Origin of the sequence: Bradyrhizobium septentrionale (genome assembly GCF_011516645.4) — a bacterium.
GTDB classification, from domain to species: Bacteria; Pseudomonadota; Alphaproteobacteria; order Rhizobiales; family Xanthobacteraceae; genus Bradyrhizobium; species Bradyrhizobium septentrionale.
This window is the reverse complement of sequence record NZ_CP088285.1, coordinates 9,157,260-9,177,278: the sequence shown is the minus strand read 5'-3', so window position 1 is coordinate 9,177,278 and position 20,019 is coordinate 9,157,260. Positions and strand designations below refer to the sequence as shown.

The window sequence follows — 20,019 nt, the reverse complement described above, 5'->3', positions numbered from 1 at the left end:
ACGCATCGGCATTTCGCTGGACAGTCCTGCGCTCATCCAGTTACATCGCCTCTGCCCCACGGCCCGCCGTAAGCGGATCGTGAAGCACACCGCCACGACGGATGACGGGCACCGTTCAGGTACCGGCGCGCGCAGCGCCTTAACCGTCGTGGCTGCCATGATCCGACTTGCCGACATCGCCAGCGTTTTTATCCGCTACGCCAACTTCACGCTTGGCGGCGGGAGCGCCACCACGGCCGTCATCCATGGTGAAATCGTTGCCAAGCGCCGCTGGGTGACTGAGGAGCAGTTTGCGTTATCGTTCGCTCTTGGCCGATTGACGCCGGGCACCAACGTTCTTGCCTTCTGCGTTGGCATTGGCTGGATGTTGCGCCGGTGGCCAGGTGCTGTCGTCGTGCTCCTCGCGGCCTCAATACCCTGCACACTTATCGTCATCGTCATAACGGTGCTGTTCTCCAAGTGGCAGGAAAATCCCTACGCGCAGGCAGCCATCAAGGGCGCTATCGCCGCTGCCGTCGCCATTACCGTCAAAACGGTGTGGACAATCGCGCACCCGTACTTCACGGCGGGCAACCGTCTTCGCGTCGCGCTGGTCGGCGCAGCGGCCTTCATCCTGAATGTCCTGATCGGCCTGTCGCCAATTGAGGTGCTGTTGCTCGCGGCCATCGTTGGCATCTTCCTGCCGGAGGCGAGGTCATGAACATCGTGCTGCTCTATCTCCTGCTGTTGAAGGGCACCGCCACCGCATTCGCCGGGTTGGCCTCGCTGCCGGTCATTCAGGAGAGCTTGGTCAATCAGTACCACGTGCTGACCAACGAGCAGCTGAACGAGGCGGTCGTGATCACGCGAAGCTCCCCGGGGCCGGTCGGGCTTTGGGTTGTCAGTGCTGGCTATTTCGCCGCCGGTTTGCCGGGTGCCATCGCGGGTTGGCTTGCCATGATCACGCCGGCGCTCTTGATCATTCCGCTTGTGCACTTCGTCGGCCGCAAGATGGGACATCCTCGCGTCAAGTCGATCCTGCAGACCATCGTCATCGCCAGCGCAGGCCTGTTGCTTGCCGCCGCCATTCCGCTCGGTCACGACGGCTTGACGGGTCCAGTCACGTGGGCAATCGCCATTGTGTGCTTCATACTGTTGTTCACGACGAAGCTCGACACGCTATGGATGATCCTCGGCGCTGCGCTGGTGTCGTTGACCGCCTCGTCGGTTGGCTTGGTGGCGCTTTTGTAGAAATTCACTGCCAGTCCTTCGGCAGCCGCTGGAGCCTGCCACGTCGGACAACTCAGTGATCGCGATTTCGGGCTACGCCGGCTCGTACTGCGCTGCCCGCGGGTATTATATTTCGGTGGGTAGCAACTGGCACAAACTGCACTGGAACTGCCGAGTTTTCCCGGCGTAGATTTCTCGTCTACGTGGGGTTGTGTCATGTTGGATGACATATTCTTTCGATTCTGCGCTGTGATCCTGGGCTTAAGCCCAGTTGTCATCGTCGCGTTTGCCATGTTCGCACAGTGACGACATCGGCGGAGCCGCTGAGCGCGCGCGAAAAAAAGCCCCTCAGGCCCATGGCTTGGGGCGACGCGACGACGGGATTGCTCAGCAGATCGGGGGCACTGAAGCGCAGATGCCGACCCAGCGACTTCGCTTGCTTGCGAAGCGCCACATTGTTCCAGCTCCGAGATCGCCGAAGCGGCGGGAGACTGGCTCGTTGGCCGTCATCGCTGCGACGTTAGTTGGCGTCTGCGACGAATCCGCGTGATTGCGGCCAGTGCAACACCGGCCCTGCGACATCGTGCCTCGGTCGGTCGAATACGCATGGCGAGACCGTAGGGCAGCTCTCGCAAACGTGCAGTTTTCGCCTGTTTTTCGAGAAAGTTTTCCTGGCGGCGGCATCGGATTGATGGAATTGGGACATCGTTCGTTAAGGCTGCACGCCTTGGGGTTGAGATTGGCACAAAGTGCACATGCCACGCATAACGCGTTGCGCTATCGTTTGATCTCAAAGCGAAACAGCTCGTGACGACGTCCGGCGGGACGGATCACGCGCCGCGAGAGCGGTTGCGCACGCGAGCGTTCGCGTAGATGGCGACGAGGAGAGAAAGGGAAGAAGGCCTGACGCAATCAACGCTGCCGAAAAAGTGCAGCATCAAAAAATGGAAGGGCGCGACAATGCAATCGAGCACGACGTTCGATCACCGAGAAGCCAATCCTGCGATCTTCAAGCCTGCGATCTTCAGCAAGATCTTCCGCGTAGCACTCAACGAAATCACCGACCCGTCGAGAACACAGGGTTTTTGGGACTGTTGCCCGCGGTAATGCGCGAACAGGTGTATCGCCATGTCCCGGGCCGAGATCGCTTCCGCTGAAGCAGAGCCGGACGACCGCATGCAGACCGACGACATGGTCTGGATTCCCGGCGGCACGTTCCGCATGGGATCGGACCAGCATTATCCCGAGGAAGCGCCGTCGCATCGGGCGTCGGTCGATGGCTTCTGGATCGACCGCACGCCGGTGACCAACGCCCAATTCCGCGACTTCGTGCGGGAGACCGGCCACATCACGTTCGCCGAGCGGCCGCCCGATCCCGCGCAATATCCCGGCGCGCTGCCGCACATGCTGTACGCCGGCTCGCTGGTGTTTTCTCCGCCGCGCCGCGTCCACACCCTGCGCGACTGGAGCCAATGGTGGACCTTCCTGCGGGGCGCAAACTGGCGCCGCCCCTATGGCCCGCGCAGCAACATCAATGTGCTCGGCAGCCATCCGGTCGTCCACGTCGCCTATGCCGATGCGCTCGCCTACGCCAAATGGGCCGGCAAGGAGCTTGCGACCGAAGCGGAGTGGGAGTTCGCGGCGCGCGGCGGGCTCGAGGATGAGGAATATGCCTGGGGCAATGCCCTGACGCCCGGCGGCAAGCACATGGCCAACACCTGGCAGGGCAATTTCCCGCTGCAGAATCTCTGCGAGGACGGTTTTGACCGAACCTCGCCCGTCACCGCGTTCCCGCCGAACGGCTACGGCGTCCACGACATGATCGGCAATGTCTGGGAGTGGACCGCCGACTGGTGGTCGGCCCGCCATGAGGCCGGCGCCGCAAAACCCTGCTGCATCCCGCAGAATCCGCGCGGCGGCCGCGAGGAGGCGAGCTACGACACCTGTCAGCCGGCGATCAGGATTCCGCGCAAGGTGCTGAAAGGCGGCTCGCATCTCTGTGCGCCGAATTATTGCCGCCGCTATCGCCCGGCCGCGCGCCATGCCGAGCCGGTCGATACGTCGACCAGCCATGTCGGATTCCGCTGCGTGGTGCGGTCGTCGCCAGCCGTTTCTCACCCGACGAAGTGAAGGCCTTTGCAATGTAAGGAGTTTCTTATGAGTAACGACGCCGAGAACAAGAAACAGGCCGACAAGGCTATCGACCGTCGCAATCTCTTGCTGGGCACATCCACCCTGGTGGCCGCGGCGACATTGACGTCCGATGCGTTCGCGCAGGCGCAGAAGGCAGCGCCTGCGTCGGCTGCAAGTCCGTCGCCTGCGGCGACCTCGGGCCGCAAGCCGAATATCCTGGTGATCTGGGGTGACGACATCGGCATCGCGAACATCAGCGCCTATTCGAATGGCTTGATGGGATACGAGACGCCAAGCATCGACCGCATTGCGCGCGAAGGCCTCAAGATGCAGCATTATTACGGCGAGCAGTCTTGCACGGCCGGCCGCGCAGCGTTTCTCACCGGCCAGCATGGTATTCGTTCCGGCCTGACCAAGGTCGGCTTTCCCGGTGCGCCAATGGGGATGAGCCAGCTCGATCCGTCGGTCGGCGGTCTGCTCAAGAATCTCGGCTATACCACCGGTCAGTTCGGCAAGAATCACGTCGGCGACCGCAACGAATCGCTGCCGACCGTGAACGGCTTCGACGAGTTCTTCGGCAACCTCTACCATCTCAATGCCGAGGAAGAGCCGGAGCTGCCCGACTATCCCAAGGATCCGGCCTACCGCGCCAAGTTCGGCCCGCGCGGCGTGCTGCGCTGCAAGGCGACGGATCGTGACGATCCCACGGTCGATCCGCGGTTCGGCAAGATCGGAAAGCAGACCATCGAGGATACCGGCGCCCTGACCAAGAAGCGCATGGAGACGGTCGATGACGAAACGTCCGCGGCGGCGATCGATTTCATCAAGCGGCAGCAGGCGGCCGGCAAGCCGTTCTTCTGCTGGTTCAATGCGACGCGCATGCATCTGCGCACGCACGTGCGCGCCGACCATCGGGGCCGCTACACCCACGGCGACAGCGAGTACATCGACGGCATGATGGAGCACGACGACACCGTCGGCTCACTGCTCAAGGCGCTGGACGATCTGGGAATCGCGAACGACACCATTGTGGTCTATTCGAGCGACAACGGGCCCCACATGAACACCTGGCCCGACGGTGCGATGACCTGGTTCCGTTCCGAGAAGAACACCAATTGGGAGGGCGCTTTCCGCGTGCCTTGCCTTGTCCGCTGGCCCGGTGTGATCAAGCCCGGTACGGTCAGCAACGAACTCATGAGCCACAACGACTGGATCCCAACGCTGTGCGCGATTGCCGGCGAACCCGACATCGTCAACAAGCTTAAATCCGGCTACACCGCGAACGGCATCAACTACAAGGTCCATCTCGACGGCTACGACCAGTCGGCGTTCCTCCGGAACGTCAGCGGGACCGCCGCAAACAACAACGGCACCAAGAGCGCGCGCGACAAGTTTTTTTACTCGGACGATGACGGCCTGTTGGTGTGCTTCCGGCAGGGCGACTACAAATACGTCTTCTCCGAGCAGCGCAAGGAAGGGACGATGGGGCTGTGGGCCGAACCCTTCACCACGCTCCGCCTGCAGAAGATATTCAACCTGATGCAGGACCCCTTCGAGCGCGCCGACATCACCTCCAACACCTTTTGGGACTGGAATCTGAATCATGTCGGCAGCGCCTACGGCATGATGGATGAGGTGTTCCAGTTCGTCGCGACGTTCAAGGAGTTTCCGCCGCGCGCCTTCCCGCCGAGCTTCAATCCCGCCAACATCCTGGAAGGCATGATGGACGGGATCAAGCAGAAGAAGGCGCTAACCGAAGGAATGGATATCGACAAGGTCCGCGCCGGACTGAACCGGATCATCCAGCAGCAACTGCAAAATCGCTAACTCTGTGCACCCGGCTCATCCTTCGGTGAGCCGGCCTGCCGTCTCTCGACCGTCGCAACGGCCTTCTGAAAAGTAAGGAGTGTCGAATGAGCAATGAAACCAGGAACAGGAGCCAGACCGAAGCGGAACAGGCGATCAATCGCCGAAATTTGCTACTCGGTACATCCTCGCTGGTCGCAGCAGCGGCGTTGACATCGGACGCGCTGGCACAGGCGCAGAAGGCTGCCCCGGCGCCGGCTGCAAGTCCGGCCGCTGCGGCGGCCTCGGGGCGCAAGCCGAATATTCTCATCATCTTCGGCGATGATATCGGCCAGACCAACCTGAGCGCCTATTCATTCGGCCTGATGGGCTATCGCACGCCGAATATCGATCGCGTTGCCAAAGAAGGCATGATGTTTACCGACTATTATGCCGAGCAAAGCTGCACGGCAGGGCGATCATCCTTCATCACCGGCCAATGCACGTTGCGAACCGGCCTGTCGAAGGTTGGCGTCCCCGGTGCGACGGTTGGCCTGCAGGCCAGGGACGTCACGATCGCCCAAGTGCTCAAGCCGCTGGGCTACGCCACCGGCCAGTTCGGCAAGAACCACCTTGGGGACCGCAACGAATATTTGCCGACAGTGCACGGCTTCGATGAGTTCTACGGCAACCTCTATCACCTTAACGCCGAAGAAGACCCCGAGAACTGGTTCTACCCGAAAGACCCCGGCTTCTTCGACAAGTTCGGACCACGCGGCGTACTGCGGTGCAAGGCATCCGAGCGCGACGACCCGACCGAGCAGCCACGCTGGGGCAGGGTTGGCAAGCAGACCATCGAGGACACCGGGCCGCTCTCCAAGAAGCGCATGGAAACCATCGACGATGAGACGTCGGCCGCGGCGGTCGATTTCATGCGGCGTCAGGTTCAGGCGAACACGCCGTTCTTCTGCTGGTTCAACTCCACCCGCATGCACTTCCGTACCCATGTGCGGGCGGAGCATCGCGACAAGCCGGGCCTGACTTCACGGACTGAATATGCCGACGGGATGATCGAGCACGATGCGACGATCGGCACGATCCTCAAGGCCCTGGACGATCTCGGCGTCGCCAATGATACGATCGTTCTCTACACGACCGACAACGGCCCGCATCAGAACTCCTGGCCGGACGCGGGCACGACGCCGTTCCGCAGCGAGAAGAACACCAACTGGGAAGGCGCGTTCCGCGTGCCCTGCATGATCCGCTGGCCGGGACGAATCCAGCCGGGTTCGGTCTCGAACGAAATGGTCAGCGGACTCGACTGGTTCCCCACACTCATGGCCGCGGCCGGCGACACTGAGATCAAGCAGAAGCTGCTCAACGGCTATAACGTCGGTGGCAAGACATTCAAGGTTCACCTCGACGGTTACAACCAGCTTCCATATCTCACCGGCCAGCAGGATCGCGGCGCCCGCAAGGAATTCATCTACTTCAACGACGACGGCGATGTCGTGGCGATGCGTTATGAGAACTGGAAAGCGGTGTTCGAAGAGCAGCGCGTCAACGGCACCATGCGGATCTGGGCGGAGCCCTTCACGAAGCTGCGGGTGCCGAAATTTTTCAATCTGCGTTCCGATCCGTACGAACGTGCGGACGTCACCTCTAACACTTACTACGACTGGTTCATGTCGGACGCTGCCGGCGCATTCCTGGCGTCCTCGGCGGTCGTCGGAGACTTTCTCGCGACTTTCAAGGATTATCCTCCGAGCCAGCGGCCATCGAGCTTCAGCATCGACCAGTTGGTCGAGAAGATGCAGAAGAGCTTCGAGGTGACCCAATAGGCATGAAGCTCAACGAGAGGTGGTAGGGGAAATCCGTTGCGGATTGCGGTGATGGACAAATGCACAAGACTGAAGCGACGAGCCTGCCTTGCGGCGCTCGTCGCGGTTGTCGTGTTGTGCAGCGTTGTCGGCGCGCGCGCCCAATCCGACCCGCTGCCGTCCTGGAACGACGGCGCGGCGAAGAAGTCGATCACCGGTTTCGTCGCGCGCGTGACGACGCAAGGCGGAGCGGATTTCGTGCCGCCGGCCGAGCGCATCGCCACCGTCGACAATGACGGCACGCTGTGGACCGAGCAGCCAATCTATTTCCAGCTCGCCTTCGCGTTCGACCGCGTCAAGGCAATGGCGCCGGAGCATCCGGACTGGAAGACGCGGCAACCCTTCAAGGCCCTTCTGGAGAAGGATACCAAGGCGCTTGCCGCCACTGGAGAGAAGGGGGTGATGCAGATCCTGGCGGTCACGCATGCCGGCATGACCACGAATGTGTTCGCGCAGTCTGTCCGCGACTGGCTCGCGACCGCAAGGCATCCGCGCTTCAAACGTCCCTATGACAGCCTGGTCTACCAGCCGATGCTGGAGCTGCTCGCCTACCTCAGGGCCAACGGCTTCAAGACCTTTATCGTCTCAGGCGGCGGCATCGAGTTCATGCGGCCGTGGACGGAGCGGGTCTACGGCATTCCGCCGGAGCAGGTGGTCGGCTCGTCGGGCGTGGTGAAATTCCAGATCGGTGCTGACGGCAAGCCCGTGCTGATGAAGGAAGCCAAGGTCGAGTTCATCGATGACGGCCCGGGCAAGCCGGTCGGTATCAACCGCTTCATCGGCCGCCGTCCGATCTTTGCGTTCGGCAATTCGGACGGCGACCTGCAAATGCTGCAATGGACCGCGGCGGGGCAGGGCGCGCGTTTCGCCGGCATCGTGCACCACACCGATGCCGAGCGCGAATACGCCTACGACCGGCAATCGAAGATCGGCAAGCTCGACAAGACGCTCGATGCGGCCGCGGCCGGTGGCTGGACCGTGGTCGACATGAAGCAGGACTGGAAGACCATGTTTCCGGACAGCCCTTGAGGATGTTCAGATGAAGACAGCACTGGTTGTCGCGCTTGCAATGTCCTGCCTGGCCGGCGTCGCCGTCGCTCAGGCGCCGAACCGCGCCGGAACGCCATCGGATCAGGAGATCAGCGATTCCTGGATTTACCTGTTCACGCGCATCCTCGTGTTGCGGCAGCAACAGCTCGATTTTCAGGAAGGCTTCAAATGGAACGAACTGCGGCACCGCAAGCCCGGCGCGGTGGACTGGCCCAATCCGAATCTCGACGTCGCCTATTCGGAAGCCTGGGTCGCGGTGGACGAGACGAGTTGCACGATCGTCACCGTGCCGAAGATCGTCGATCGCTACTATACGGTGCAATTCCTGAACGGATGGGACGAGACGCTCGCCAACATCAATGAGCGGCTCTTCCCAAACAAGCCGGATGGCGAGTTCGCGTACTGTCTGCGGGGCGCCAATGTGACACTTCCTGCCGATGTCCGACGTGTTGATCTGCCGGTCAAATATGCGCGCGTGCTGCTGCGGGTCGAACTGGGAGACAATTGGGACGATGCGGTCCGCCTCCAGCAGGCCTTTGCGTTCCGGGCCACCGGTTCACCGAAACTGCCCGACATTCCGAAGACGCCGATCTTCGACCTCGAGCGGCTGCCCGGTGTCGAACTCTTCGACTATGCCGATATCGCGCTCGACAGCGAACCCGACCTCAATCCGGGGCTGGAGAAACAGGCCGCGGATGCGCGGGCGATCGGCAAGGCGATCAAGGACCAGGCCGAGCGCGAGAGAGTCGCGAAGGTCGTGCGCGAGCAGACCTATCCTGAATATGCAAAGTTCGGCAACACCATCGGGCACGGCGTGATCTACAACGGCTGGGCGCGCCCCGCGGTGGTCGGCAATTACAACATCGACTTCATCGCTCGTACGCTGGTCACCTTTGGCGGCATCTGGGCCAATGTGATGCCTGAAGTCCTCTATTACCGCGCCGGCACGGACGGCACCGGCGCAACGCTCTCCGGCGACAGCAGCTATACCATGACCTTTCCGAAGGGCGAGTTGCCGCAGTCCCTTGCGAAATACTTCTGGTCGGTGATCGCAGTCGATCCCGTGCATTACCGCGTGCTGCCGAATCCGAGAGGGCGCTACCTGCTGAACCGCGAGACCAAGCCGGAATACGCCAGCGACGGCTCGCTCACGCTGTATTTCGCCGCCGAGAAGCCTGCCAACGCACCCGATGGCAACTGGCTGCCGACGCCGAAGGGCTCGGGTTATCGCCTGACATTCCGCTTCTACGGGCCGATCGGCGGTGTGGCGAACGGCACTTACTTCCCGCCGCCTCTGGTGAAGACGCGATAGGATCGAACCATGAGCGGCTACGACATCTTCGCCTGGATCGTGCTGCTTATCCTGGTCGCGAGCGCGATCGGCGTGTTCTGCATCGCCGGCTGGCTGCCCGGGCATATCGCGAAAGCAATCGAGGCCGTTCCCTTCGTCGTGCGCGTCAAGCTCGACGATGCCGCGTTCGCCAATCGCTTGCCGGCCGGATCGGCCGGCACGGCCGCAATCTACACCGACCATTTGAAGCCGACCCACGTCGTGCGCCGCGTGATCCTGCGCCAAGTCGCGATCGTCAACTACGTGAATCCGTTTTGAGCGGGAGATCATCATGAGACGTTTGCTCACGGCAGGAGTTGCGCTCGTGCTCTCGATCGTGGCCGCGCAAGCCCAAACGCCCGACGATATCGCTGCACGCAACGTTCATCGCCGCGCAGTTGAAGCTGTGATCTGGGCGATGCCTGCAGTGAACTACGATCTCATGCTTCAGGAGATGCTAAGCAAGACTGCCGGGAAGGTCGGACAAGCCATCTATTGGGGGCGTCCGCTGGATTGGCACAATCAAACACTCACGCCCAATCCCGATGCCCTCTATTTCATGGTGTTCTTCAACACCAAGGATGGTCCGGTCGTGCTCGACCTGCCATCGGGTGATGCCAATGGCTCGTTCAACGGCAATATCGTCACCGTCTGGCAAATGCCGCTGGAAGACGCCGGGCTGCTTGGCGCGGACAAGGGCAAAGGTGGAAAATATCTGATCCTGCCGCCGGGATACACGGGGAAGGCGCCCGACGGCTACATCGCGCTGCAATCCGACACGTTCGGTGGTTACATGTTGCTGCGCTCGAACCTTCGGAGCCATGGCGCCGACGACGTCGTCAGGTCGATCGCATACGGCAAGCAGCTGAAGATCTATCCGTTGGCGCAGGCGGACAACCCTCCGCCGACCGTGTTCACCGACGTCAAGGACATCGGCTACGACTCGACGATCCGCTATGATTCGAGCTTCTTCGAGCATCTCGATCGGATCGTGCAGAACGAGCCGTGGCTGCAACCTGACCGGGCGATGATCGATCCGCTCAAGACGGTCGGCATCGAAAAGGGCAAGCCGTTCAGTCCAAGCGACGCCATCAAGGCCTTGCTGACGTCGGCCGCGCGCGAGGCTGGTGCTCTGCTCGAGGCGAAATACGACGCCGGACTTCCGCCGTTCTTCTCCGAGACGAGCCGCTGGACACTCCCGGCTCCGGCCGACCTCGTCAAGGCGGCTCAGGAAGCTTACGCCGATCCAGACGTGTATCCGATCGATAACCGCGGTATGGCCTACAGCTATGCCTACATAGGGATCAAGCGCCTTGGGGCCGGCCAGTTCTACCTGATCTCGATTAGGGATAAGGATGGCCGACCGTTCGAAGGAGGCGGGACCTACCGCCTGACGGTGCCGCCCAATGCGCCGGTCGAGCAGTACTGGTCCGTCACGGCGTACGATAGGCAGACCCACGCGCTGATCAAGAATATGTCACGCGCCAGCCGCTCGTCCCAGATCGCCGACATGCAGAAGAACGCCGACGGTTCGGTCGATGTCTATTTCGCCCCGGCCGCGCCGGCGGGCAAGGAGGCCAACTGGGTGCCGACCGATCCGGCGCGCAAGTTCGAGCTGATGTTCCGTGCCTATGCGCCAACGAAGGCGCTGTTCGATCACGGCTGGACATTGCCCGACGTCGAGCGCCTCGCCGCCACGGTTGGCGGGTCAACGCGATGACGCGCCACAATCAGCTGCGGAGCATTACCATGAAGGTCAAGTTCTTGCTTACGATGGTTGCCGGTTCCTGCCTTGCGGTTTCGTCTGCATTCGCACAAGCGCCGGTCCCGGTGACAGTTGATAATTTCGCCCGCGCCGAGTCCGATCTCTACATGAACAACCTCGTCAAGGACGCCGGCCTCGGCAAGCTCAGTCATCGCCGCGAACCGGCCAGCATCGACAAGCAGTCCGTCATCCGGCTCAATCGCGACACGCTCTATACATCCGGCGTGTTCGACCTCGACGCAGGTCCGGTGACGGTCACGATGCCGGATCCCGGCAAACGCTTCATGTCGCTGCAGGTGATCAACGAAGATCACTACGTGCCCGCGGTGTATTACGGCGCCGGAAAACGCAAATTGACGCGAGAGAATGTCGGCACGCGCTACGTGGTGGCTGGGATTCGTACGCTGGTCGATCCGAACGATCCGAAGGACCTCGCGCAAGTGCATGCCTTGCAGGATGCCATCAAGGTTGACCAGAAAGGTACGGGCAAACTCGATCTTCCGAACTGGGACCAGGCCAGCCAGAAGAACATTCGCGACGCGCTTCTGGCGTTGAATGACTATACCGGCGGATTCGCCCATGCGTTCGGGCCCAAGGGGCAGGTCGACCCTGTCAGGCACTTGATCGCCACCGCTGCCGGCTGGGGCGGGAATCCCGACAAGGACGCGTCCTATCTCAGCATCACGCCCACCAGGAACGACGGCACCACGGTCTACAAGTTGGCCGTCAGGGACGTTCCCGTCGACGCGTTCTGGTCGATCAGCGTCTACAACGCGAAGGGATACTTCGAGAAGAATCCCTACGATGCGTATACGCTGAACAACATCACGGCGAAGAAATCCGCCGACGGTTCGATCGCGATCCAGTTCGGCGGCTGCGACGGCAAGCTGCCGAACTGCCTGCCGATCATGAAGGGATGGAACTACACGGTCCGGCTCTATCGGCCGCGCCCGGAGATCCTGAATGGGAAGTGGAAATTCCCGGAGGCGCAGGCGGTGAACTAAGGCGCACGCGAATCCGCTACGCTGTTGTGAACGAAGTGGGGATGTCGGGATGACGATGGTCAAACATCACAGGTGCGCCATACTCGGCATTGTTGGCACACTGGCGCTGGCGACGATGCCGCGCACAGCGTTGGCCGATGCCGGTGGATTGAGCTTCTGGCTTCCCGGCGCGTTCGGAAGTCTTGCCGCCGCGCCAGCGGTGCCGGGATGGTCCTATGCCACGATCTACCTGCATCTGCAGTCGAGCGGCGGCCGAGGGGCCAACTTCGTGCTTCCCGGCGGCGGCCGTGGCGCGGTGGCCGTCGGCCTCACCGATCATGCCGACGCCCTGGTCCAGGGCATCACCTACACCTCGGCGTTGCCGGTGCTCGGTGGCCAGGCGGCGCTCACGATCCTCGGCGCGCCGGGCAACGTTGGCGTCGGCGTCGGCGCCACGCTGACGGGCCCGCTCGGCAACACCGTCTCGGGCGTCCGGACCGACAACCGCACCACCTTCGCCGACGTGTTCTATCAGGGGACGCTCAAATGGAACCAGGGCGTCCACAACGAGATGGTCTACGTCACCGGCAACATCCCGAGCGGCACCTACGATGCGAATCGCCTTGCCAACCTCAGTCTCGGCTTCGCCGCCATCGATGCCGGCGCCGGCTACACCTATTTCGACCCCAAGGCCGGCAACGAGTTCTCCGTCGTCGCCGGCCTGACCTACAGCGCCCCTAACCGGGATCTGCAGTACCAGAACGGCATCGACTTCCATATCGATTGGGCGGCCTCGAAATTCCTCACCAAGACGTTCCAGATCGGCGTTGTCGGCTACTACTTCCAGCAACTGACCGACGACAGTGGTCCAGGCGCGGTCCTCGGAGGCTTCAGAGGCATGACGGTCGGCATCGGCCCGCAAGTTGGATTCCTGTTTCCGAACCTGTCCGAAGGCTACCAAGGCTACTTGAACCTCAAGGGCTACAAGGATCTCGCGACGGAGAACCGGCCGAGCGGCTGGAGCACATGGGTCACCTTCGCGATCTCGCCAGCGCCGCCCGAGACGGCGCCGGCGAAGCCGATCGTTCGGAAGTATTAGGGGAGGCGGACAACAAGCCCGATGAGTGACGTGCGTGCGACCAGCCGGAGGCCGGTTCGGATCGGCTTCCGTACCTCGATCATCGCGGTGTTCATCGCCGCCGTGCTGGTGGTCGGTCTGACGCTGGTCTATCTCAGCTTCAGGCGGGTTTCGTCGATCACGCAGATGGCCGCGAGCACCTTCATCGACAAGGTGGGACAGCTCGGCGCCGACCGCATCGACGCGCAGTTCAAGAACGTGCGCGACAATCTCGACATCCTGGCCGGGCTGCCGGCGATCCAGGAGGCCGACATCGCCGACAACAGCCGGCTCTACGCCCTGCTGGCCTCGATGCTGCGCAACAATCCGCAGATCTTCAATCTCTATGTCGGCTACGAAGACGGCTCGTTCCTGGAGATGGACGTCATCGACCGCGCCAAGCCGCAATTCCGCGCGGCGCTCAATGTCGATGCCGACGCGGTCTACCGCGTCGTGGTGATTGCGCGCACCGGAGCGGCTGTGGCTGCGCCGGTGACACTGTTCCTGTCGGAGAACCTGATCCAGGTCGGCGAGGTGGCGGGGCCGGACAGCTATGATCCGCGGCAGCGGCCCTGGTATGTCGAGGCCTTCAAGGACCGCAAGACGCTGCTCACTGGCCCCTATGTGTTCTATGCGACCGGCGAGCCCGGTTATACGTTGCGCATCCCGCTCAAGGAGGGCCGCCGCGGGGTGGTGGCCGCCGACCTCCTGCTCAACCGGCTGGAGGAGATGCTGAGCCGGCAAAAGCTCGGCAAATCCGGGCTGGCCTTTCTGTTCAACGACGCCGACCGCATCGTCGGCCATCCCGAGATGCGCGATCTGATGGCCGAGCGCCGCGACGCGTTGCCGCGGATCGAGGCCCTGAAGCTTCCCGGCCTGTCCGCGGCGATCCAGTCCTGGCGCAGCGACGGACGCGCGCAGCAGTTCTTCGCCGATGCGGACGGGCGAACTTTGGTGGCGGCCTTTCACCGCATCGAGACCGCCGGGACGGCCAACATCCGCCTTGCGGTGGTCGCCCCGCTCGACGAATTCTTTGCCCAGATCATCTCGGAGCGGCGCGCGCTGTTTGCCATCGCGCTCGGCTTCGTGGCCGCGATGCTGCCGTTCGCATTCTGGCTCGGCTCGCTGCTCGCCCGCTCGCTGCGCGAGCTGGCGCGGCAGACCGACGAGATCCAGCGCTTTCAGCTCGCCGACCGGCCGCGGATGCGATCGGCGATCGGCGAGCTCGACGAGCTCGGCCGTTCGGTGTTCACGATGCGCACCGTCGTGCGAAACTTCTCCAGCTTCATTCCGCAGCCGATCGTGCGCCAGCTGATGGCGTCCGGCGCATCGCTGAAGCTCGGCGGCGTCAGGCGCGAGGTCACGGTGCTCTTCACCGACGTCGCCGACTTCACCGCGAAGACGGAGAAAGCCGATCCGTCGCAGGTCATGATCTTCACCTCGCGCTATTTCGCCGCGATGTCGGAGGCGATCATGAAACACCATGGCACCATCGACAAATTCATCGGCGACGCTGTGATGGCACTATGGAATGCGCCCGACCAGGATCCCGATCACGCCATTCACGCCTGCGAGGCCGTGCTGGACTGCCTTCAGCGCAACGCTGAGCTGAACAAGGCGTTCCGCAGCGAGGGTTGGCCGGCCTACACCACACGGTTCGGTCTGCATCTCGGCGACGCTGTGGTCGGCAATGTCGGCTCCGCCGACCGCATGAACTACACCGCGCTCGGCGCCACCATCAATCTCGCCTCGCGGCTCGAGGGCCTCAACAAGAATTACGGCACGCAGGTGCTGGTCAGCGCCGCGGTGCGGGCGCGCGCCGAACACAAATTCGCGTTCCGCAGCGTCGACCAGATCCGGCCGAAGGGCTTTGCCGAGGCAATCACGGTCTACGAGCTCCGCGGCGCGCGCGGCGAATCCGAGCTGACGTTCTGCGCGTGCTGGGAGGCCGTCTACGCTGCGATCCGCGGCGCCGAGCCCGCCACGGCGCTGCTGCACATTGCCGACTTCCTGGCCGAATATCCCGGGGATGGCGTCGCGCAATACCACGCCGAACGGCTGCGTGAGGTCTTCCCGCAACCGCTGCTCGATCATCCGGTGCACTGAGATGCAGGTCGGGGCCAGGCTATTGTCTCGCAGGACCAGCCGGCGGCGCTTTCTCCTCAGGGCCGCGCTCGGCGCTGCCGCGCTCGGGACGCCTGCGATCGCGCGCGAGCGAGCCCGGCTGCGGCTCGGCTATCTCCATGTCGTCGCCGTCGACGGCCAGATTCTCACCGGCCTCGACCGCGGCTCGTTCGACCGGGAAGGAATCGATTTCGATCTGGTCGAGTACAACACCGGTTTCGAGGTGGTAGAGGCGATGGCCGCCGGCAAGCTCGACGTGCTCTCGGCCGGCGGCGTCATCTCGAGCCTGCTGCCGCGCGGCGGTTACACCGCGTTCCTTGTCAACGATATCGAGATCGCGACCGCTCAGCTCTGGGTGCGGCCGGACAAGGGCGTCACGACATTCGCCGACCTGCGCGGCAAGCGCATTGCGACCACCAGGATGACGACCGCCCACATCTTCCTGGATCGCGCGCTGCGCGCCAACGGGCTCGCGCCAGCCGACGTCGAAATCGCAAACAGCAGCATGTCCGCGGCGGTGAACGCGTTCGTCGCAGGCGAGGTGCCCGCCGTCGCGCTGTGGGTTCCGTTCAATATCACGGTGCGTGAAAAGGCGCCCGGCGCCGTCAAGCTGGTCGACGCATCCGCCTACTATCCGCAATCCGCCGTCGTCGGCGGCTGGGTCTCCCGCCAGGACTATTTTGCCGCCAACCGCGACGTGTTCGCCCGGATCATCCGCGGCTGGGCCGACGCCAACGACCACATGCTGCGCAACGGCAAGGCGGTGGCCGGCGCGTTGCAGAAGAAGCATTATCCGCAAGCCACGATCGCCGATATCGAGGAGGCGCTGGCCGCGCAGAAGATGTTCTCGTCGCGGGAGTGGAAACGGCTCTATGCCGACGGCTCCGTGGCCCGATGGCTGCAGCAGGTCAGCGATTTCTTCCTGACCGAGGCGCCGATCGCAGCCGCGACGCCGGCCACGCAATATTTCGATCCGAGCCTTTATCTCGCGACAGTCTAGCGTCTTCTTACCGCCTGATCCCGGCGAATGCGGCGGCGATGCCGCGCTGGAACAGCGACCAGTCGAAGCCGAGCGCGAGCGCGAGGTAACCGCGGTCGATCATCGCATTGGCCTGCTCGGCGGTGCGGGCGACGCCGCCGATCGGCACGCCGCTCCTCATGATGCCTGCTTCGGCGCGCTGCATCAGCGCGACCACTTCGGGATCGTCCGGCAGGCCGCGCTTGTCGATCGAGGTGGCGAGATCGCCGGGCCCGATCACCGCGAGGTCGATCCCGGGCGTTGCCATGATCTCGTCGATACGGTTCACGGCCTCGACATGCTCGATCGTGATCATGCAGATCATGTCGTCGTCGGCGGTCGCCATGTAGTCGTTCATCGAGACGCCCCAGCGGAACGGCGCATGGAACGGCCCCCAGAGCCGGTCGCCATTCGGCGGATAGCGCACGCTGCGCACCGCCTTCTCGGCGTCGCCGCGATTGCAGATCATCGGGAAATTGATGCCGAGCGCGCCGATGTCCATCGGCGCCTTGGCTAGATAGGGCTCGTTGGCGGCGATCCGCACCATCGGCACGCAGGGTGTGCCCGAGGTGGCGACGATCATCGCATGCGCGGTGCCGAGATCGATCGGGCCGTGCTCGAGATCGACGATGATCCAGTCCAGCGACTGCGCCATGATCTGTACGGTCTGGATGCTCGGAATGGTCGCGATCGCGCCGAAGGTCGGGCGCTTGTCGCGCCACGCCTGGCGCAGGCGGTTGAGCGGCGGCAGCGATGCTGAAGTCAATGCAGTGCTCCCTCGATGAGGCGAGCGGAAGCTAGCAGCACATGGTGACGGCGAAAAGCATCAGGCCGGGACGCGGCCGCCGAAGAACGGCGTCAGCGCTTCGGTCAGCCTGTGCGGGCGCTTCGAGGTGAAGATCATCTCGGCACCGGCCTCGTCGCTCTCCGAGCCGGCCGGGCCGAGCAAATCGGCGACGCGGCGGGCGATCGCCGGTGCCGGATCGATCCAGTCGACCGGCCAGGGCGCGAGCCTGGTCAGCCGTTCCAGCAGCAGCGGGTAATGCGTGCAGGCGAGCACGACGGTGTCGGTGCGGGCGGGGTCGTCAGCGCCATCGCCGACGAAGCAGGGCGCGAGCTCGGCCGCGATGTCCTCGTCGCGCACCTTCTGCCCGCTCAGCGCGGCCTCCGCCAGCGAGGCGAGCTCGCCGGAGCCGACCAGCGTCACCTCGCAGCCCTGCGCAAAATCCGAGATCAGCTTGCGGGTATATTCCCGCTTCACGGTGCCCCTGGTGCCGAGCACCGAGACGCGCCGGGTTCTCGACGAGGCGCAGGCCGGCTTGATCGCCGGCACCGTGCCGACGAAGGGCAAGGGATAGGCATCGCGCAGATGCGACATGACCAGCGTCGACGCGGTGTTGCAGGCGATCACGACGAGGTCGGGCGCATGGGCCTCGATCAGCTCGCCGACCAGCGGCACCACGCGGGCGACGATCTCGTCCTCGCTGTGGTGGCCATAGGGGAAGAACGCGTCGTCGGCGACATAGACGTAGTGCGCGTCGGGCCGGGCGCGGACGACCTCGCGCAGCACGGTGAGGCCGCCGAGGCCGGAATCGAAGACAAGGATGGTTGGGGGATTGGACACGCGGAAATTCTATCCGAACCAGGGTTACCATTCAGTTGTTTTTGGCTATCCGGCGAGTTGGGCCGACAAAAGGCGGTGAAGGGCGGGAATTTCATATGGCTTTGGCAGATACCTGCAAGTATCAGGGCAAGCTATTGCTGCGACGTGCGAAATCCAAACGGGGCCGCCGGGGACCAATCCACCATGATCCGCAATACCACCGCGAGCTGGGGCTCGCTTGCCCGTGCGTTCCACTGGGTGCTGGGCATCACCATCATCGGCATGCTGGCCTATGGCTGGTGGATGAACCACATCCCGGCACGGGCGGACAAGTTCTTCTATCGGTCGATCCATGCCGACATCGGCTATCTGGTGTTGCTGCTCACGGTGCTGAGGCTGGTCTGGCGCGGCGTCAATCCGACGCCGGCGCTGCCGGCCGACACGCCCTCCTGGCAGCGGATCGCCGCCCGCATCAGCCACGGTGCGCTCTATGCCGTCACCATCCTGGTGGCGATGCTGGGCTGGGCGCATTCCGGCGCCCGCGCGCAGAATTATTCTGATTTCTTCGGCCTGTTTCACGTGCCCCAGATCACCTCGCCCGACAAGGCGGCGGCGGATGCCTATGAGGATCGCCACATCTTCTTTGCCTACGTGCTGCTCGCGCTGATCGTGCTGCACCTCGCGGCGGTCGCCTTCCATCATTTCGTCAGGCGCGACCGCGTCGTGGCACGGATGGCGGGGGCGGGTGAGGCGGACGGCGCCCGCTAGAGCCTCGCGGCGGCCCGCGGCTCCGGGCGTCCCAAATTGGTCACGCGTGCGAGGCTAACTGCGCTACCTTGTGACAAACAGGGAGGGCCACCGCGGCCGGAGCGCTCGTGGATCAATTGGCGCAGGATCATGCGAACTGGCGGATGCCGGACGAGGGCGCTCCGCATGCCGCGACCTGGATGGCCTTTGGCGCCAGCGCCGCGATCTGGGGTGGCAAGCTGCTTCCGGTCGCGCGGGAAAATCTCGCCGGCATTGCCAAGGCGATCGCGGCCTATGAACGCGTCAACATGCTGGTGCGCGAGGAGGATCAGGAGATCGCCGCGCGGCTGTGCGGCCCCTCGGTCAGCCTCGTCGTTCAAGCGATCGACGACGTGTGGATGCGCGATACCGGGCCGGTTTTTGTCAGGGATCCGTCGGGGCAACTCGGCGCCGTCGGTTTCAACTTCAACGGCTGGGGCAACAAGCAACGCCATGCGCTCGATGCCGAGGTCGCCGCGAACGTGGCCCGGGCCGCAAAAGCCGTGTTCATCAAGGCCCGCCTGGTGCTGGAAGGCGGCGGGATCGAAGTCGACGGCGAGGGGACTGCCATCATCACCGAAAGCTGCGTCCTCAATCCAAATCGCAATCCGGGTGTGTCCCGGGACGAATGCGAGGCCGAATTGTCTCGCCTGCTCGGGCTGGACAAGATCATCTGGCTGCCTGGCATTGCCGGCAAGGACATCACCGACGGGCATACCGATTTCTATGCACGCTTTGCCAGTCCCGGCGTTGTCGTGGCCGGACTGGAGATGGACCCGTCGTCGTTTGACCATGCGGTGACGAGGCGGCACCTCGACCTCCTGCGCGGCGCTGTCGATGCGAAGGGCCGGCGCCTGGAGGTCGTGGTGCTGCAGGGGCCGTCGACGGTGCGGCCAAAGGTCAACAAGGACTTCGCCGCCGGATACATCAATTTCTATGTTTGCAACGGCGCCGTGATCGCGCCTGAATTCGGCGACGCGATCGCGGACCGCAACGCGCGCGACACGTTGCGCGCGCTGTTTCCGGACCGGGAAATCATCCAGCTCAACATCGACGGCATCGCCGCCGGCGGCGGCGGCATTCACTGCACGACGCAACAGCAGCCGCGGCCGTGACACCAGCGGTCACGGCCGCGAGCCGCTGATATGCGTGATGTCGTGCGCTAAGCGGGCTTTAGCTAGCGCATGATGGATTCGGTTTGGATCGATCTTGCGGCAGACTGCATGCACCTCTCCC

At 63.4% G+C, this 20,019-nt stretch carries 17 protein-coding genes; 15 read left to right on the top strand and 2 right to left on the bottom strand.

The genetic code is table 11. The annotated features are described in order from the left end of the window. Window positions 1-79: 79 nt before the first annotated feature. The 13 genes from HAP48_RS46130 (at window position 80) to HAP48_RS46070 (ending at window position 16,376) form a co-directional block, all read left to right on the top strand. Window positions 80-700 carry a chromate transporter gene (locus HAP48_RS46130; RefSeq protein ID WP_224496854.1) on the top strand — a complete coding sequence of 207 codons (621 nt, stop codon included), beginning with the start codon at window positions 80-82 and terminating at the stop codon, window positions 698-700. Beyond that, window positions 697-1,230 (top strand): chromate transporter, encoded by a 534-nt coding sequence (locus HAP48_RS46125; RefSeq protein ID WP_166206945.1) that lies wholly within the window; start codon window positions 697-699, stop codon window positions 1,228-1,230. The genes HAP48_RS46130 and HAP48_RS46125 overlap by 4 nt, the downstream gene beginning before the upstream one ends. Before the next feature lie 1,107 nt (window positions 1,231-2,337). Then, window positions 2,338-3,339 carry a formylglycine-generating enzyme family protein gene (locus HAP48_RS46120; protein WP_166206942.1) on the top strand — a complete coding sequence of 334 codons (1,002 nt, stop codon included), beginning with the start codon at window positions 2,338-2,340 and terminating at the stop codon, window positions 3,337-3,339. Window positions 3,340-3,366: 27 nt separating this feature from the next. Next, the gene (locus tag HAP48_RS46115) at window positions 3,367-5,169 is read left to right on the top strand and encodes an arylsulfatase (protein ID WP_166206939.1); all 1,803 of its coding nucleotides are present in this window, start codon (window positions 3,367-3,369) and stop codon (window positions 5,167-5,169) included. A gap of 86 nt (window positions 5,170-5,255) precedes the next feature. Continuing rightward, complete coding sequence (locus HAP48_RS46110; protein ID WP_166206935.1) at window positions 5,256-6,968, top strand: arylsulfatase; 1,713 nt, start codon at window positions 5,256-5,258, stop codon at window positions 6,966-6,968. Between the two features lie 51 nt (window positions 6,969-7,019). Then, window positions 7,020-8,036 carry an HAD family hydrolase gene (locus tag HAP48_RS46105; protein WP_166206932.1) on the top strand — a complete coding sequence of 339 codons (1,017 nt, stop codon included), beginning with the start codon at window positions 7,020-7,022 and terminating at the stop codon, window positions 8,034-8,036. A gap of 10 nt (window positions 8,037-8,046) precedes the next feature. After that, window positions 8,047-9,369 carry a DUF1214 domain-containing protein gene (locus tag HAP48_RS46100; protein WP_166206929.1) on the top strand — a complete coding sequence of 441 codons (1,323 nt, stop codon included), beginning with the start codon at window positions 8,047-8,049 and terminating at the stop codon, window positions 9,367-9,369. A 9-nt stretch (window positions 9,370-9,378) separates the two neighbouring features. Further along, a complete protein-coding gene (locus HAP48_RS50560; protein WP_166206926.1) occupies window positions 9,379-9,666 on the top strand; it encodes a hypothetical protein in 288 nt (95 codons plus the stop codon). Between the two features lie 13 nt (window positions 9,667-9,679). Further along, window positions 9,680-11,107: a DUF1254 domain-containing protein gene (locus tag HAP48_RS46090; RefSeq protein WP_166206923.1), complete on the top strand. Its 1,428-nt coding sequence runs from the start codon at window positions 9,680-9,682 to the stop codon at window positions 11,105-11,107. A gap of 29 nt (window positions 11,108-11,136) precedes the next feature. After that, the gene (locus HAP48_RS46085; RefSeq protein WP_166206920.1) at window positions 11,137-12,156 is read left to right on the top strand and encodes a DUF1254 domain-containing protein; all 1,020 of its coding nucleotides are present in this window, start codon (window positions 11,137-11,139) and stop codon (window positions 12,154-12,156) included. Window positions 12,157-12,205: 49 nt separating this feature from the next. After that, complete coding sequence (locus tag HAP48_RS46080; protein ID WP_166206917.1) at window positions 12,206-13,234, top strand: SphA family protein; 1,029 nt, start codon at window positions 12,206-12,208, stop codon at window positions 13,232-13,234. 21 nt (window positions 13,235-13,255) lie between these two features. After that, complete coding sequence (locus tag HAP48_RS46075) at window positions 13,256-15,358, top strand: adenylate/guanylate cyclase domain-containing protein (protein WP_166206914.1); 2,103 nt, start codon at window positions 13,256-13,258, stop codon at window positions 15,356-15,358. Between the two features lies 1 nt (window position 15,359). Then, window positions 15,360-16,376: an ABC transporter substrate-binding protein gene (locus HAP48_RS46070; protein ID WP_166206911.1), complete on the top strand. Its 1,017-nt coding sequence runs from the start codon at window positions 15,360-15,362 to the stop codon at window positions 16,374-16,376. A 7-nt stretch (window positions 16,377-16,383) separates the two neighbouring features. Here HAP48_RS46070 and HAP48_RS46065 read toward each other — a convergent pair whose 3' ends face one another. Both HAP48_RS46065 and murI read right to left on the bottom strand, forming a co-directional pair. Continuing rightward, window positions 16,384-17,160 (bottom strand): HpcH/HpaI aldolase family protein, encoded by a 777-nt coding sequence (locus HAP48_RS46065; protein WP_175612278.1) that lies wholly within the window; start codon window positions 17,158-17,160, stop codon window positions 16,384-16,386. A gap of 60 nt (window positions 17,161-17,220) precedes the next feature. Continuing rightward, window positions 17,221-18,018 (bottom strand): glutamate racemase, encoded by a 798-nt coding sequence (gene murI, locus HAP48_RS46060; RefSeq protein WP_166206909.1) that lies wholly within the window; start codon window positions 18,016-18,018, stop codon window positions 17,221-17,223. 183 nt (window positions 18,019-18,201) lie between these two features. On the opposite strand from murI, the gene HAP48_RS46055 reads away from it, so the two are divergent. Further along, window positions 18,202-18,765: a cytochrome b gene (locus HAP48_RS46055; protein WP_166206906.1), complete on the top strand. Its 564-nt coding sequence runs from the start codon at window positions 18,202-18,204 to the stop codon at window positions 18,763-18,765. A 143-nt stretch (window positions 18,766-18,908) separates the two neighbouring features. Next, on the top strand, window positions 18,909-19,898 hold the full coding sequence (locus HAP48_RS46050) for an agmatine deiminase family protein (RefSeq protein WP_166215778.1): 990 nt from the start codon (window positions 18,909-18,911) through the stop codon (window positions 19,896-19,898). The last annotated feature ends 121 nt before the right edge of the window (window positions 19,899-20,019 follow it).

Excerpts from the sequence above, each read along its gene's own strand:
- HAP48_RS46050 (WP_166215778.1), top strand. The coding sequence starts at position 18,909 with ATGCCGGACGAGGGCGCTCCGCATGCCGCGACCTGGATGGCCTTTGGC.
- HAP48_RS46075 (WP_166206914.1), top strand. The coding sequence starts at position 13,256 with ATGAGTGACGTGCGTGCGACCAGCCGGAGGCCGGTTCGGATCGGCTTC.
- HAP48_RS46090 (WP_166206923.1), top strand. The coding sequence starts at position 9,680 with ATGAGACGTTTGCTCACGGCAGGAGTTGCGCTCGTGCTCTCGATCGTG.
- HAP48_RS46110 (WP_166206935.1), top strand. The coding sequence starts at position 5,256 with ATGAGCAATGAAACCAGGAACAGGAGCCAGACCGAAGCGGAACAGGCG.
- HAP48_RS46115 (WP_166206939.1), top strand. The coding sequence starts at position 3,367 with ATGAGTAACGACGCCGAGAACAAGAAACAGGCCGACAAGGCTATCGAC.
- HAP48_RS46055 (WP_166206906.1), top strand. The coding sequence starts at position 18,202 with ATGATCCGCAATACCACCGCGAGCTGGGGCTCGCTTGCCCGTGCGTTC.
- HAP48_RS46125 (WP_166206945.1), top strand. The coding sequence starts at position 697 with ATGAACATCGTGCTGCTCTATCTCCTGCTGTTGAAGGGCACCGCCACC.
- HAP48_RS46085 (WP_166206920.1), top strand. The coding sequence starts at position 11,137 with ATGAAGGTCAAGTTCTTGCTTACGATGGTTGCCGGTTCCTGCCTTGCG.
- HAP48_RS46105 (WP_166206932.1), top strand. The coding sequence starts at position 7,020 with ATGGACAAATGCACAAGACTGAAGCGACGAGCCTGCCTTGCGGCGCTC.
- HAP48_RS46120 (WP_166206942.1), top strand. The coding sequence starts at position 2,338 with ATGTCCCGGGCCGAGATCGCTTCCGCTGAAGCAGAGCCGGACGACCGC.
- HAP48_RS46080 (WP_166206917.1), top strand. The coding sequence starts at position 12,206 with ATGACGATGGTCAAACATCACAGGTGCGCCATACTCGGCATTGTTGGC.
- HAP48_RS50560 (WP_166206926.1), top strand. The coding sequence starts at position 9,379 with ATGAGCGGCTACGACATCTTCGCCTGGATCGTGCTGCTTATCCTGGTC.
- HAP48_RS46100 (WP_166206929.1), top strand. The coding sequence starts at position 8,047 with ATGAAGACAGCACTGGTTGTCGCGCTTGCAATGTCCTGCCTGGCCGGC.
- HAP48_RS46070 (WP_166206911.1), top strand. The coding sequence starts at position 15,360 with ATGCAGGTCGGGGCCAGGCTATTGTCTCGCAGGACCAGCCGGCGGCGC.